Below are 15450 nucleotides of genomic sequence, written 5' to 3'. Positions count from 1 at the left end.
TAATGCTCGGATGGTGAAATTGGTAGACACGCTGGACTTAAAATCCAGTGAACAGCAATGTTCGTGCGGGTTCAAGTCCCGCTCTGAGTACTAAAACTTCAATTGGCTTTGCTAATTGAAGTTTTTTTTTGGAATAAACTTTCAGATTTTTAATACATTTTAGTTTAAGTGGGCTTAATTAGGTTTTAAAAGCATTTTAATTTTGTGTTATTGACTTTTAAATTATCATCTTAGAAAATATTGATAAATTTGTTTCCTTAGAAATCAAATTATGAACGACCTAATTAATGTTATAAATAGTTTTCAAAAGTTAGATGCTGAGACTGAAGATGCTATTCGGAGATTTTTTGTTGAAGAAAAGTTTAAGAAGAATGAGTTTATTATCCGAGAGCATAAAATATGCGACAAGATTTATTTCATCAGTTCTGGTGCTGTTCGAAGATTTTGTTTTGAAAATGATGAAGAAGTTACGAAGTGGATTTATACCGATAATCAGTTCGTAACTTCGATGAGCAGTTTTTTTGAACAAAAGCCTTCTTTTGAAATTTTTCAGACTTGCGAGGAGACAGTTGCCTATTCGTTATCTTATTCTGATGAACAACTTTTACTGGAGTTTCCTTTATTCTTAAATTTTCATCTTAAACAACTTCGACATTATCTTTCTAGAATAAATGAGTTTAATCACTTATTCCGTGCAATGACGGCTGAGAAAAAATATCTATTTCTATTAGAATCATTTCCTAAAATGATTAAAAAAGCGAAGTTGAAACATATTGCTTCACTAATTGGAGTTAGTCAGGAAACTTTAAGCCGAATTCGCGCTTCAATTATTTGACATTAGGTCAAAAAATAATATTTTCTTTTTTTCAATATTTGCTGTATAATTAAATTAAGTACTATTGAAAAATACTGTAATAAACAAAAATGCAATTATTGGAAAAAATGTTCACTTTGGAAATTTTACTACAATCGAAAATGATGTAATAATAGGTGATAATTCCTGGTTAGGCAATAACGTTACAATTTTAAGTGGTTCAAGAATAGGGAGTAATTGCCAAATCCACTCAGGAGCAGTAATTGGTGGAATTCCGCAGGACTTAAAGTTTCAAAATGAATATACTTTGCTTGAAATAGGGAATAATAACATCATTCGAGAAAATGTTACTATAAATCGTGGTACTTCTACAAAGGGAATAACCCATATTGGAAATTCTAATTTAATTATGGCAAATGCTCATATTGGTCATGATTGTTTTATTGGTAACAATTGCATTATTGGTTTTAGTGTCGGCATGGCTGGTGAAGTAGTTACTGGTGATTTTGTTAATGTAAGTGGTCTCACTGCTGTGCATCAATTTTCCCGAATTGGAAGTCATACCATGATTACTGGATTAAGCAGAATTGTGAAAGACATTCCGCCTTTCATAACTGTAGCTCATGAGCCTTTACGATTCGCCGGTTTAAATGTTGTTGGTCTTCGCAGAAGAGATTTTTCTTTGAAGAAAATTGAAGAAATCAAAGCTATTTACAGAATTATTTTTCAGGAAAAGAGAAATACTAAAAAGGCTTTAGAATTAATTGAACAGAATTTTGAGCCGACTTTTGTGAGAGAGGAAATTTTAAATTTTATTAAATCATCAAAAAGAGGAATTGTAAAGGGAATTATGGAATAAAAGAAGCCTCCACTATTTTGTATTGAAGGCTTCGTATTTATGTGAATTAAAAATAGATGAAAAATACTTTCATAACGTTCTATTCGTATTTAAGGTATTTCAAGACATTTGCTTTAGTTGCGTAATAAGCCCGTGATAAAACAATTATTAAAGTCAGAAGCAACAAGATAATAAATCCTGCAAGGAATGGCATTATGGTAATGTCAATTCTAAATGCAAAATTTTGAAGCCATTTATTCAATAAGAAGTAAACGGGAAATAGTGCAAGTAAAAAGCCGATAATACAATACAGAATATACTGTTTGGATAATTCTTTGAGTAAAATATTTGTTTCGGCACCTAACGTTTTTCGAATCGCAATCTCTTTCATGCGTCTTTGAATCGAATATGATGCCAATGCAAACAACCCAAATAATGCAATTAGAATCACAATAACATTAAGTAATGAAAACAAATTCTTTTGTTTTACATACGATTCATAAGTCCGAGCGTATTCTTTATCTACGAAATCATATTTAAAAGGATATTCTGTATCAACTTTGGTTTTCCAGAATTTTTCAATGTCAGAAATCGTGTTGTTTATATTTGTCGCGTTTAATTTGACGTATACCCGATTCATTTCTGAGGCCATACCTAAAGTTTTTATATGATAAAATGTCATAGGCGGAACAGCAACTTCGGGACTTAGTAAATTAAAATCTTTGACAATTCCTATAATACTCAGCTTTTGATTTCGAATCAAAATTTCTTCTCCAATCGGATTTTTCATGTTCATCAACTTTGCAGCTGTTTCATTTATCATGATTGAATTTATAGTATCGGAAGCGAGTTTTTTGTCGAATCCTCTACCTTTTGCCATTTTGATTTTTAACATTTCGAGCATTCCAAAATCTATCCCAATATGTTTTGCTTTAAAAAGTACATCATGATATAAAAGTGGTGACAACGAATTGTCAGCACCGTCAAAAGATACAAGTCCGGTTGAAACGTTTTCTACTCCTTCAATTTTGCTTAACTCTTGCTTTATTGTACTGTATTTGTTAAAAATATTTTGGGCACTACTTTCTCCTTCGTAATCTGAGGGAAGAAGATTTAAGTCTATAGCAATTAACTGATCTCCTTTGAAACCAAGATCTTTATCGCTTAAATATTTTACTTGCTGATATACAATGCTTGAGCCAATGATAAAAAATGTGGCAATTGCGAATTGAAAGATCAACATCCCGTTGCGTAACCAAACACCATTTTTGCTTCTTGAAAAATTACCTTTCAAAACTTTTAAGGTTTCAAAATTAGAGACATAAACTGCAGGAAATATTCCTGCAACAAAAATAGTTGTGATGAAAATTAGAATTAGCTGTAAATAAAATTGGCTTCCAATAATCATTAAATTTTTATTTAAAAAATTATTGTAATAAGGCAAAGTCGATTCTACGATTACCAAAGCCAATAAGATCGACAATAAACTAATTAAGGTAGTTTCAAATATAAATTGAAGTACAATATTACTTTTTGATGCACCAATTATTTTGCGAATTCCGACTTCTTTAGCGCGTTTTATTGCATTTGCTGTAGCCAAATTTATATAATTGACGATAGATAAAATGAGAATCAAAATAGACAGTCCCGCCATAATTAGCAAAAACTGATAATTGCCCCGACCTTCAGGATAACCATCTGTAATAGATTCTAATCTTGCTTTTGAGAGTGGTTCCATGAAAACTGTAAAATGTCCTACTTTTTTTGTCATTTCTTCAGGAGTAAACCCAGCTTGTTTTGCCTCTCTCACGATGACATCATCATAATATGCTTTTTCGAGCATTTTGCGGGTTTGTTCTACTTTTGAGCGATCTTTTACTTTTAAAAGTATTTTTAAAGCAAACAGACTTCTACTTTGAGCCGGATCAGCAAGATCTTTCATTCGATTTACTACCACGTTTGGAGCAATCGAAGAATTACCTGGAATTTGATATACCGCACGGACTACAAACAAATTATCAAGACAATTAATTTGTTTTCCAATTGGGTTTTCATTGCCAAAAACGCGCTTTGCAAGATCTTCTGATATTGCAATACTTGCGCCATCTTTTAATGCACCGTTAGCATTTCCCTGAGTAATTTTAAAAGGAAAAAGAGAAAAGAAATCGCTTTCGACATTGATTACTTTATCAACGAATTCTTTCTTTCCTTTATAAATTATTTTGCTTTTTTGATACCAGCTATCGGCAAAAACAATGTTTTCTACATTGGGGTCTTTTTCTAAATGCGCTTTTAATAGCACTGTATTATCGGTACTGACAGGCATATCAGTCAGCTGTACTAAAACCTGATAAACATTCTCTTTTTCTGGATTCCACGCATTATAACTCTGCTCGTCGTTCCAATAAAGTAAAGCGAATACTAATCCTGCAATTCCAATCGATAATCCCAGAACATTCAGGGCGTTAAATAACTTATTATTCTTAAGTTGGTAAATAAATATATTAGTCCAGTTTTTTAGCATTTTATTCGTATTTTAAATATTTTAAAATGTCTGTTTTTGTTGCAGCATAAGCTCTTGAAAGAACAATTATTAATGTTAGAATTAATAAAATGAAAAATCCTAAAACGAATGGAATTATGCTGATGTCTATTCTAAAAGCAAAATTTTCGAGCCATTTATTCAATAAATAATAAACAGGAAACAGCGCTATTACGAAACCTATTATGCAGTAGAAGACATATTGTTTCGATAATTCTTTTAGCAGCACATTTGTTTCAGCTCCAAGCGTTTTTCTAATGGCGATTTCTTTCATTCGTCGTTGTATCGAATAAGATGCAAGTGCAAATAAGCCAAAAAGAGCAATTAGAATTACGACAATATTAAGGACTGAAAATAAGCTTTTTTGTTTGGAGTAAGTTTCATAAGTTCTTGCATATTGTTTGTCTACAAAATCATATTGAAACGGATATTCGGTATCGACTTTCGACCATAATTTTTCGATATTGGCAATGGTGTTTTCCAAATTGTCAGCGTTTAGTTTTATGTAAACTTTATTTATATTATGCGCCATATCAAAGGTTTTAATATGATGAAAAGCAATTGGTGGCACTTTTAATTCGGGGCTCAATAAATTAAAATCTCTGACGACGCCAATGATTTTTAATTTTTGCTCCCGTATCACAAGTTCTTTCCCAAGGGGCGATTTAAGATTCATTAGTTTTGCAGCCGTTTCATTTATTATTACTGAATTAACGGTATCAGACGCTATTTTTTTATCAAAATCTCTGCCTTTTATTATTTTAATATTTAGCATTTCAAACATGCCATAATCTAAATTGATTGTTCTTTCTTTAAAAAGTTCATTATTGTACAAAACCGCGGAGATAGAATTATCTGAACCATCAAAAGAAATAAGACCGGTTGAAACTTGTTGAACGCCTTTAATTTTATACAGCTGTTGTTTTATGATACTGTATTTATTGTAAATAATTTGTTCTGCGTTTTCCGACTGATGTTCAATTGATGGAAAATTTAGGCAAACCGAGACTACCTGATCGCCTTTAAAACCAAGATCTTTATTTTGTAAATATTTAATTTGCTGATATACAATATTAGAACCGATAATAAAAAAAGCAGCAATTGCAAATTGAAGAATAAGCATTCCGTTACGCAGCCAAATACCATTTTTGCTTCTTTCAAAATTTCCTTTCAAAACTTTAAAAGTTGTAAAATTGGCGATGTAAATTGCCGGTAATAATCCAGCAGCCAAAACCGTAATGATAAAAATCAGAACCAATTGCATATAAAACTGACTGGCGAGAAGTATAATATTCTTGTTTAAAAAGTTATTGTAATAAGGCAAAACAAGTTCTACAATGACCAACGCCAGTAAAATGGAGAAACTGGTTGTTAAAATAGTTTCAAAAAGAAACTGAATGATAATATCGCCTTTAGAAGCTCCCGAAATTTTACGAACTCCAACTTCTTTTGCTCGCTTTACTGCGTTTGCAGTGGCGAGATTGATATAGTTAACAATCGACAAAATGAGAATCAAAAGAGACAAACCCATCATGATCATCAAAAACTGATAATTTCCTCGCGTTTCAGGATAACCATCTGCTACCGAATGTAATCTGGCTTCTGATAAAGGTTCAAGAATAACCGTAAAATAACCTACTTTTTTAGCCATAACTTCGGGTGTAAAACCGGCTTCTTTGGCAAGTCGTGTAATAAAATCGTGGTTATAGAGTCTTTCGAGTTTTTGTCTTGTAAGATCAATTTTTGAAGGGTCTTTTACTTTTAATAATAACTTTGAAATAAACGGATTCATCATTCCGGAAGTTGTTATTTCCTTCATTTTATTGATGATGACATTTGGCGCAATCGAAGAATTTCCTGGAATAAGATACACAGCCCTTACAGAAAACAGCTGGTCAAAGCATTTTATTTGTTTTCCAATTGGGTTTTCATTTCCAAAAATCCTTTTAGCCGTAATATCTGAAATAGCAATGCTGGAATCATCTTTTATAGCTGAAATTGTATCGCCCTGAATAATTTCAAAAGGAAAAAAAGAAAAGAAATTTTGTTCGACATTGATAATTTTATCTACAAATTCCTTTTTTTCCTTATAAATGATTTTATCCTTTTGGTACCAGTAATCAGCATATAGTGTAGATTCGATATTAGGATCTTTGTCTAAAGCCGGTTTCAGGAATAAGGCACAATCTGACCAGGCGGGCATATCGGTTACTTGAACCAAAACCTGATATACTTTGTCTTTTTCAGGATTCCAGGCATTATAATTTTGTTCGTCGTTCCAATAAAGCAGAGCAAAAATCAGCCCGGCAATTCCTATTGACAATCCTAAAATATTAAGAAAAGAGAAAAGTTTGTTGTGTTTTAAGCGGTAAATAAATATGTTGGTATAGTTTTTCAGCATCTTATTCGTATTTTAAATATCGTAAAATCTCCACTTTTGTTACTTGGTAAGCTTTTGCCAAAACGATGGCCAGTGTTAGAAATAATAAGGACACAAAAGCAATTATAAATGGTAAAACCGGAATGTCAATTCGGAATGCAAAATTCTCGAGCCACTTTTGCAGTAAAAGATAGGCAGGAATAATTCCGATTAAAAAGCCGATCACACAAAACACAACATATTGTTTAGATAAATCTTTAAGCAAAACATTAGTTTCTGCGCCAAGTGTTTTTCGTATCGCGATTTCTCTTAATCTTCTTTCCATAGAAAAAGAAGCCAAGGCAAACAATCCGAAAACGGCAATAAGAATTACGATGATATTCAATAAGGCAAATAGGTTTCTCTGATTTTCATATTTTTTAAAATTTTGGGCGTAGTTTTTATTTACAAAACCATACTCGAAAGGATATTCACTATCTACTTTTTGCGTCCAAAATTTATTGATGTCGGCAATAGTTTGAGGAATGTCGTTGGGTTTGACTTTTATAAAAATATGCCTGATGTCATCTTGTACGCCATTAATTTTGGTTACATAAAAGAAAACCATTGGCGCGATTCGACTTTCAAGTCCAAAATAATTGAAGTTTTTAACCACACCAACCACTTTCACCTTTTGTTCTCTCCAGTCTATAATTTTATTTAAAATGTCTTTTTCAGGAATCATTTTTACCGCTTCTTCATTCAAAAGCACAGATGAAATGGTATCGGATGAAATAGCAGGATTAAATTTTCGTCCTTTTATAACTTTAACATCTAACATATCCAGCATATCTAAATCCATTGCCATTTCCTGAACTAAAAACGGTTTGTTATTTTGATAACTTGCGCTTGACCATGAATTTTCCTGAGATCCCATTGCAAACAATGCGGTCGAGACAGCTTCTACGCCTTTTATTTTTGAGGCTTCTTGTTTGATGACTTTATATCTTTCGAATTGTGTTTTTCCTTTTTTGGGTTTAAAGGTGATATCTAAAACTTGCGTACCTTTAAAACCTAAATCTTTTTCGGCCATAAAATTTACCTGTTTGTAAACGATAAAAGACCCAATGATAAAAAATGCTGCGATTGCAAATTGTAAAACCAACATTCCGTTGCGAAGCCAAATTCCTTTTTTACTTCGGGAAAAATTTCCTTTCAAGACTTTTAATACTTCAAAATTCGAAACATAAATCGCCGGTAAAACTCCTGAAACCAGTATTACGAGTAACGTAATTATTATTAATTGAATGTAGAATTGCGCTCCAACAAGTACCAAGTCTTTATTTAAAAAAGAATTGTAATACGGCAATAAAATTTCCACTAATACCAATGCCAACAAGGCTGAAAAAATTGTAATTAAGGCAGTTTCAAAAACAAATTGCATTATGATTTGTCCTTTTGTGGCACCGGTAATTTTTCGTACACCAATTTCTTTGGCTCTTTTTATAGCATTTGCAGTCGCCAGATTGATATAATTTACAATAGAAAGAGATAAAATCAATATAGACAATCCCATTAAAATCAGAAGGTATTGCAAATTCCCGTTTGGTTCAGAAAAAGGTTGATTTCCTTTATATAATTTGGCTTCAGGCAATGGCAGTAAACTTGTTTTTACAGGATTGCCGTATTTTTTTGTAAATTCAGCAATCGTCATTCCTTCTTGTTTTGCTTGGACTTTAGTACAATTTTCAAAGAAAAGGTTGTCCATATTTTTTATAATTGCACCCGTCGCATTTGGATTTTTAATTTTCAAAACCAAGCCGTAATGATAACTCCATTGATCTTTTGTTCGTTCGATATCATCATCAATAACAGTTGTAACGGCATCGGGCATTACGGATGATTTTTCAGAAAGATCATATACACCACGCACGGTAAAAACCTGACCATTGTAGCGGACTAATTTTCCCATGGGATTTTCTGTGCCGAAAAGGCGTTCAGCAGTTGTTGCAGATATAGCAATACTGCTTCGGTCCTGAATGGCCGTTTTGCCGTTTCCGTGAATAAATTTGTATGGAAAAAAAGAAAAGAAATTTTTTTGAGCCGTAAAAATCTTACTCAGCATTTCTTTTTTGCCATTGTATGAAATCACATCTTTGGCATATTCGGCATAAAAATAACAGTAGCTTTCCACATCTGAAGAAATTGCTTTTAGCAGTGGTCCGGTGGTCGCCGCATTTGATGTCCAGATATTATTTTCGCCAATGTCATTTAAGACCGAATAAATTTTGTCTTTTTCCGGATTCCATTGGTCATACGAATGTTCGTCGTTCCAAAAAAGAATCGCAAAAATCAACGTCGCCATTCCGATTGACAATCCTAAAACATTTAGAATCGAAAACAGTTTGTTGTTTTTGATGTGATAAAAAAAGGTGTTGATCCAATTTTTTAACATGGTTCTAGTTTTTAGAAGTTACCAAAACATCGACATTTCTATGATTTAATTTTTCAGAAAGAATAACCCCGTCTTTCATCAAAATTGTTTTTTGCGAAAAAGAAGCATCATAATCAGAATGCGTTACCATTAAAATTGTGGCACCATTTGCATGAAGATCAGTCAATAATTCCATGACCTCATTTCCGTTTTTACTGTCTAGATTTCCTGTTGGCTCATCGGCCAAAATAATTTTCGGATTATTGATTAAAGCTCTCGCCACGGCAACACGTTGTTGCTGTCCCCCAGAAAGCTGTTGTGGAAAATGTTTCAATCGATGCGAAATTCCTAGTTTGTTGGCAATCGCCTGCACTCTTGTTTTTCTTTCAGAAGATGGAACATCATTGTAAATCAAAGGCAATTCGATATTATCATAAACCGACAATTCATCAATTAAATTGAAATTTTGAAAAATGAATCCGATGTTTTCTTTTCTGGCTTTTGATCTTGATTTCTCTTTTAACCCAATCATTTCCTGATCAAGCAAAAGATAACTTCCGCTTGAAGCGCTGTCCAAAAGCCCAACGATATTTAATAAAGTAGATTTTCCGCTTCCGGAAGGTCCCATAATCGAAACAAAATCGCCTTGATTGATGGTTAGTGAAATTTCGCTTAATGCACTGGTTTCTAATTCCTCAGTTCTAAATACTTTTGAAAGCTTTTTAATGGTAATCATAATTGGTGTTTTTAGTTTTGATTGATTTTCTTTTTAAAATATTTTCCTTTTGGAAGTAAAAGAAACACAGCTGAAAATTAAGATAATTAACAATGCGATTTTTTGTTATTTTTACTTTCGAAAGGGCTTAATAATTAATGATTTATCAGTACAATTGTGATTTTCGTGCCAAAAAATTAAACACCGTAACTGCTTTATTTTTAAGATTTTATTTTAAGAAAAAAAGCTTCACTGTCCATAATTGGACACCTTTCGTCCAAAACCGAACATAAATGAAAAAAACGAACGCTTCAATTTTAATCATCGACGATCAGGAAGACATCCTTTTTGCGTCAAAAGTGTATCTGAAAAAGTATTTTGAGAACATTTATACACTCAATAATCCGAAAAATATTGTCGAATTATTGGCAAAAAATACCATCGATGTTGTTTTGTTGGATATGAATTACAGAATTGGTTTTGAAGATGGAAGGGAAGGTTTGTATTTATTGAAAGAAATAAAAACGCTTTCGCCAAAAACGGTTGTGATTTTAATGACGGCATTTGGCAAAGTTGAAACGGCTGTTGAAGGTTTAAAATCGGGTGCTTTTGATTATATCCTGAAACCCTGGGAGAATAAAAAACTATTGGAATCGGTAAAACAGGCAGTTGATAAAGCGAGAAAAGATCAAAAGAAAATTAAAAGTCCGGAAATTGGAGATGACTTTTTTGTTGGCAATTCTGAAATTATAAAAAAAGCGTATTCGCTTGCCGATAAAGTAGCAAAAACAGATGCTAATGTTTTGATTCTTGGCGAAAACGGAACCGGAAAATTTGTATTGGCACATCATATTTATTCACAGTCCGAAAGAAAAAATCAGCCCTTTATTAATGTTGATTTAGGAGCCTTAAATTCGAATATTTTTGAAAGTGAATTATTTGGTTATGCCAAAGGTGCTTTTACCGATGCAAAAACAGATACGCCGGGACGTTTTGAAATGGCGCAAAACGGAACTATTTTTTTAGATGAAATTGGAAACGTTCCGCTTCATTTACAATCAAAATTATTGCAGGTGATTCAAACCAAAACCGTAACAAGATTGGGGGAAACAAAACCTAGACCTTTAAATGTCCGAATAATTACGGCAACAAATTTGAATTTAAAACTCGAAGTTGTTGACAAAAATTTCCGTGAAGATTTGTATTACCGAATTAATACGATGGAAATTGTTTTGCCTCCGCTTCGCGAAAGAATCGAAGATAAAATTCCGTTAGCAGAATATTTGCTGGAAAAAATCAGTGAAAAATACGGAAGAAGTCAAATTACTTTTGATAAAAAAGTTTTGGAACAAATCGAAAGACACGCCTGGAACGGAAACATTCGCGAAATGGAAAACAAGATTGAGCGCGCAGTAATTCTTTGTGAAAATAACAAAATCACCGTTTCCGATCTGGATTTAGAGCAAATAACCGAATATGAAAATCCTGATGATATTCAGCTTTCGTCGGTAGAAAAAGCTACGGTAGAAAAAGCGCTTTTGAAACACAATAATAATATCAGCAAAACCGCCGAAGAACTTGGTTTGTCACGAGGTTCTTTGTACCGCCGTTTAGAAAAATATAATATCAGCACCAATTAATATGCTAAAATCGTTAAAAACATATCATCTGCTTTTCCTTCGGTTAATTTTGATTTTGGTCGCAATCGAATTTTCTATTTATCTACATAAAATCAACTTTGTATTTGCGCCTATTTTTGGCTTTTTGATCGTTTTTTTACTTATTGTAGAATTGTATAATTATGTAAAAAGTATCATTTTGCTTTATGACAAAACCATTTCTTCCATCATACAAAATGATTTTAGTTCTGATTTTTCGAAACATAAATCCGGAAAAAATGATTTGTTTGAGTTGTACGATATTTTGAAAAACAAGCGAAACGAACAAGTTTCAAAAGACATTATATATACTTCGATTTTAAATAATATCGAAACCGGAATTATTATTCTGCAAAAACAGGAAAATGACTGGGACGTTTTTTTAATGAATGATTATTTTTCGACGCATTTTAATGTGCCGAAATTCTCAAAATGGAAATACCTTAAAAGTCATTTGCCTTCTTTGTGTGAGATTATCGATAAAGATGATTTTCAGGAGATAAAAACGTCACTCGAAATTAGCATCAATCAGCAAAATTCACAGACTTTTGTGTTGCAGGCGACGCGTACGGAGATTTTTGAGAATGATTATTTTATTGTTTTACTCGATTCGATTCAGAATGTTGTCGAGAAAAAAGAGAAAGATGCCTGGATTAATTTAATGAAAGTGATTTCGCATGAACTACTGAATTCGATAACGCCGATTCGTTCCATTTGTCAAAATTTGCAGGATTTGGTCGAGCAGGATTCATTATCTTCTGAAGATTTAGACGACATAAAAAACAGCGTTGCAACAATGCTCAGACGAAGCGACCATTTGCAGAAATTTGTCGAAGGCTATCGAAAACTGGCCATGTTGCCTTCGCCTAAAAAACAAAAAATCGAACTTCAGGAATTGGTAAACAATTGTCTTCATATTATGGAGCATTTGTTTAAAAGAGAAAATATTGAAGTTGTAAACAGCATTTCGCTCCATTATTCGATCAATGTTGATGCGCAGCAAATGGAACAGGTTTTGATCAATCTTTTGACGAATTCGATAAATGCGCTTAAAAACAATAATCGAAAACAGATTTTCATTTCGGCTGAAGCCAAAGAAAATCGGACGTTTATAAAAATTGCAGATAACGGAATTGGAATCGAAAAGGAAATCGAAAACAAAATTTTCCTGCCGTTTTTCACCACCAGAAATGAAGGCGCCGGAATTGGTCTGACTTTATCCAAAAATATTATCGAAGCACATGGCGGTTATATCAATTATAAAAATGAAAACGAAAAAACGGCTTTTGAGATTTGTTTAATTGAAGGTTGATTTATTTCTGCTCTAATACATTTATATTAGCCAAAAACTATCTATTTTAATTTATGATTTTAGCCTTCGATACTTATTATTACGATAATAAAGCCAAAACAGTTTGCATTGAATTTACAGAATGGAATCAGGAAAAAGATTTTAAAGTTCATACCGAAATTATAGATAATGTAGAAGAATACATTCCCGGCGAGTTTTACAAAAGAGAATTACCGTGTATTCTCAGCTTATTAAATAATATTGATTTAAAGTTGGTTACTGCAATTATTATCGACGGTTTTGTATATTTAGATGATGATAAAAAGCACGGTTTAGGCGGGCATTTATATGAAAAACTAAACAGACAAATTCCGATTATTGGTGTTGCCAAAACGAATTTTGCAAGTATTGAAAAAGATAAAAAGCCACTTTTAAGAGGCGATAGTAAAAAACCATTGTTTGTAACTTCTATCGGAATTGATTTGGAAGCGGCTTATAAAAAAGTGGAAAGTATGGCGGGCGAATTTCGAATGCCGACTTTATTGAAAGAAATGGATAGATTAACAAAAGAACTTTGAAATATTTATGGATAAAACGCTTTGGTCAGAAGTTGAAAAATTCGATTTAGATAATCCAGGCGAAGAATATGGATTTTCGACCAGATTGGCATTTGAAAATAGCTGGACAATCTATTTTACAAAAATTGCCATTCTCGAATACAAAAAATTCATGTATCTGGCAGCAACTTCTAATGAAATGGTTTCGCCTTCAGAAATTGTTGATATTGTTTGGCATCAGCATTTGATCTTTACTAAATCATATTCAGATCTTTGTGTCATTTTATCCAAAAAAATAGAACATATTCCTTCAACGCATAACAAAGCTGAATTTGAAAAATTTAAGAAAGCAAAAGAGGCAACTAAAAAATTATACGAGTTAAATTTTGGCGAACAGCCAAAAGAAATCTGGGATTACGATAATGCGCTCAGCTCACTGAAATTAGATGTCTCCAATTTAGATCTGTTTATGCTGAAAATAATATTTTTGGGATGCTTGGTACTTCTAATTTTTCCAATTTCGGTATTACTAAAACCTATTTTAGTTCAAATTGGTAATCCAGATTTTGTTTACTGCTACATTTTCTTATTTGCTATTGGGGTTGTTTTATTAATGCAGTATGTGAAAAAATATGCTGAGAAATTAATTAAAAGTTTGAAAACCACATTGCTAATTAAAAATCTCACCCCTTTTGAATTAGTACTTTTTCAAAAGAATCGACTAGATTTTGTTATTCACGGTGTTGTAAATAACTTAGTTGAAAACAAAAAAGTACTGGTTTTGGGCAAGTATTTAAAATTGACCGATGGCACTTTAACTGATAATCAATATGAAAATTGTGTTATCGAAATTATGAAAGAATATACTTTAATGCCTTACTGGCAATTAAATCACATAATAAAAAGCAAGCCAATATTTGAACAGTTGAAAAAATCTGTTGGAAAAATCAGAGATGAAATTATTAATTCGAAACAATTTTTGTGGATTGTAAAAGTCGCATTGTTTGTTTTTGGATTTCTTCTGAGTATTGGTTTCAGCAGAATAATTGTCGGAATTTCAAGAGGAAAATCAGTCGGCAACATAATTGGAGTGATGATTTTGATGATGCTGATCTCAAACTATTATTTCAAGAAAATAAGAAATTATTTGTTTGAAAAAGCAGTTCATTCCAGTTTTAAAGATGAGAAAGAGAATAATATACCAGAACAAGATTGGCAATGGAATTATTTTCTGTACGGCGGACTTTCGTATTCATTTATTCCTTTAACGGGTCATATAAATCGCAATTTCAGTTCTTCCAGCAACGGCTCTTCGTGCGGAACCTCTTGCGGGAGTTCCTGCAGCAGTTCATGTGGAAGCTCGTGTGGCAGTTCATGTGGAGGATGTGGCGGAGATTAAGAGTTTTTGTTTCTTCAAAATAATTATATAATGAAATTGATTATCGAATCCCTTTTACCGGACGATTCTATTTCGCATTTTGTTCACAGCTTTTGGATGGTCGAGAACAAAACAGGAAATGAGATTCCGGGAACAATACTTCCGAATGGAATGGTGGATATGACACTCATGAAAATGAATTCTGAAGACTGGGAAATGTCAATTCGAGGATTGGATACCGTTCCAAGTCAGATTAATATTGTCAAAGATGTGCGAATATTTTCGGTTGGATTTAAGCTTTTGGCAGTCGAATATTTATTTGGAGATTCAATAAAAGATGTTTTGAATGGAGGAAAAACGATTCCGAATGATTTTTGGCAATTTGAAGAAATTGACACAGAAAGTTTAGAAAATTTTCAGAAGAAAGTAACGCTGAAGATCAAGGCATTTTCAACAAAACCAATAGACGACAGAAAGAAAAAATTGTTTGAATTTATTTATGCATCTCATGGCGCTATAACTGTAAAAGAACTTTCGGAAAAAGTGTTTTGGAGCAGTCGTCAGATCAATCGGTATTTTAATCAGCAATTCGGAATTTCACTAAAAGAGTATTGCAAGATTCTGCGTTTTGGATCTTCTTTTAAAGATTTAAGCGAAGGCCGACTTTTCCCTGAACTCAACTTTACAGACCAAAATCATTTTATAAAAGAAATAAAAAAATACTCAGGCGTAACGCCAAAAGAACTCAGTAAAAATAAGGATGACCGTTTCATGGATATTGTCGCAATCAAAAAACTCCCACCTCAAAAAAACGACTGATTTTTACTATTTCGAGAATAACCTTCTTCGCAATTTTGTATCGTA

Annotated in this window: 11 protein-coding genes and 1 tRNA gene; 8 read left to right on the top strand and 4 right to left on the bottom strand. The window is 32.6% G+C overall.

From position 1 onward, the window contains the following. Positions 1-4 precede the first annotated feature (4 nt). From EV145_RS12930 to lpxA, 3 genes are all read left to right on the top strand, one after another. Positions 5-90: transfer RNA gene (locus tag EV145_RS12930), tRNA-Leu, on the top strand. Positions 91-271: 181 nt separating this feature from the next. Continuing rightward, positions 272-835, top strand: coding sequence for a Crp/Fnr family transcriptional regulator (locus EV145_RS12925; protein ID WP_133525604.1), 564 nt, complete (start codon positions 272-274; stop codon positions 833-835). 64 nt (positions 836-899) lie between these two features. Further along, positions 900-1673: an acyl-ACP--UDP-N-acetylglucosamine O-acyltransferase gene (lpxA, locus tag EV145_RS12920; RefSeq protein ID WP_133525603.1), complete on the top strand. Its 774-nt coding sequence runs from the start codon at positions 900-902 to the stop codon at positions 1671-1673. Positions 1674-1752: 79 nt separating this feature from the next. On the opposite strand, the gene EV145_RS12915 is transcribed toward lpxA, so the two are convergent. The 4 genes from EV145_RS12915 to EV145_RS12900 are packed head-to-tail and all read right to left on the bottom strand — an operon-like array spanning position 1753 to position 9723. Beyond that, positions 1753-4176 carry an ABC transporter permease gene (locus EV145_RS12915; protein WP_133525602.1) on the bottom strand — a complete coding sequence of 808 codons (2424 nt, stop codon included), beginning with the start codon at positions 4174-4176 and terminating at the stop codon, positions 1753-1755. A 1-nt stretch (position 4177) separates the two neighbouring features. Then, entirely contained in the window at positions 4178-6595 is a 2418-nt protein-coding gene (locus tag EV145_RS12910; protein WP_133525601.1) for an ABC transporter permease, read from the bottom strand. A gap of 1 nt (position 6596) precedes the next feature. After that, on the bottom strand, positions 6597-9008 hold the full coding sequence (locus tag EV145_RS12905; protein WP_133525600.1) for an ABC transporter permease: 2412 nt from the start codon (positions 9006-9008) through the stop codon (positions 6597-6599). 4 nt (positions 9009-9012) lie between these two features. After that, positions 9013-9723 (bottom strand): ABC transporter ATP-binding protein, encoded by a 711-nt coding sequence (locus EV145_RS12900; protein WP_133525599.1) that lies wholly within the window; start codon positions 9721-9723, stop codon positions 9013-9015. A gap of 272 nt (positions 9724-9995) precedes the next feature. Between EV145_RS12900 and EV145_RS12895 the strand changes: the two genes are divergently transcribed. Genes EV145_RS12895 through EV145_RS12875 form a run of 5 tightly spaced genes read left to right on the top strand, consistent with a single transcriptional unit; the run spans position 9996 to position 15405 of the window. Beyond that, positions 9996-11342, top strand: coding sequence for a sigma-54-dependent transcriptional regulator (locus EV145_RS12895; protein WP_133525598.1), 1347 nt, complete (start codon positions 9996-9998; stop codon positions 11340-11342). Position 11343: 1 nt separating this feature from the next. Next, entirely contained in the window at positions 11344-12672 is a 1329-nt protein-coding gene (locus EV145_RS12890; protein WP_133525597.1) for a sensor histidine kinase, read from the top strand. A gap of 53 nt (positions 12673-12725) precedes the next feature. Continuing rightward, positions 12726-13229, top strand: coding sequence for an endonuclease V (locus EV145_RS12885; protein WP_133525596.1), 504 nt, complete (start codon positions 12726-12728; stop codon positions 13227-13229). 7 nt (positions 13230-13236) lie between these two features. Further along, positions 13237-14607 (top strand): hypothetical protein, encoded by a 1371-nt coding sequence (locus EV145_RS12880; protein WP_133525595.1) that lies wholly within the window; start codon positions 13237-13239, stop codon positions 14605-14607. A gap of 30 nt (positions 14608-14637) precedes the next feature. Beyond that, positions 14638-15405 (top strand): helix-turn-helix domain-containing protein, encoded by a 768-nt coding sequence (locus tag EV145_RS12875; RefSeq protein WP_133525594.1) that lies wholly within the window; start codon positions 14638-14640, stop codon positions 15403-15405. Positions 15406-15450: the final 45 nt, after the last annotated feature.

Source organism: Flavobacterium sp. 245 (genome assembly GCF_004362055.1).
In the GTDB taxonomy this organism is placed as follows: Bacteria; Bacteroidota; Bacteroidia; order Flavobacteriales; family Flavobacteriaceae; genus Flavobacterium.
Note: the sequence above shows the minus strand (reverse complement) of the source record. Positions and strands in the feature narration are given on the sequence as shown.

Coding starts and splice junctions, on each gene's coding strand:
- EV145_RS12880 (WP_133525595.1), top strand. CDS start 13,237: ATGGATAAAACGCTTTGGTCAGAAGTTGAAAAATTCGATTTAGATAAT.
- EV145_RS12895 (WP_133525598.1), top strand. CDS start 9,996: ATGAAAAAAACGAACGCTTCAATTTTAATCATCGACGATCAGGAAGAC.
- EV145_RS12905 (WP_133525600.1), bottom strand. CDS start 9,008: ATGTTAAAAAATTGGATCAACACCTTTTTTTATCACATCAAAAACAAC.
- EV145_RS12910 (WP_133525601.1), bottom strand. CDS start 6,595: ATGCTGAAAAACTATACCAACATATTTATTTACCGCTTAAAACACAAC.
- EV145_RS12900 (WP_133525599.1), bottom strand. CDS start 9,723: ATGATTACCATTAAAAAGCTTTCAAAAGTATTTAGAACTGAGGAATTA.
- EV145_RS12875 (WP_133525594.1), top strand. CDS start 14,638: ATGAAATTGATTATCGAATCCCTTTTACCGGACGATTCTATTTCGCAT.
- EV145_RS12890 (WP_133525597.1), top strand. CDS start 11,344: ATGCTAAAATCGTTAAAAACATATCATCTGCTTTTCCTTCGGTTAATT.
- EV145_RS12925 (WP_133525604.1), top strand. CDS start 272: ATGAACGACCTAATTAATGTTATAAATAGTTTTCAAAAGTTAGATGCT.
- EV145_RS12915 (WP_133525602.1), bottom strand. CDS start 4,176: ATGCTAAAAAACTGGACTAATATATTTATTTACCAACTTAAGAATAAT.
- EV145_RS12885 (WP_133525596.1), top strand. CDS start 12,726: ATGATTTTAGCCTTCGATACTTATTATTACGATAATAAAGCCAAAACA.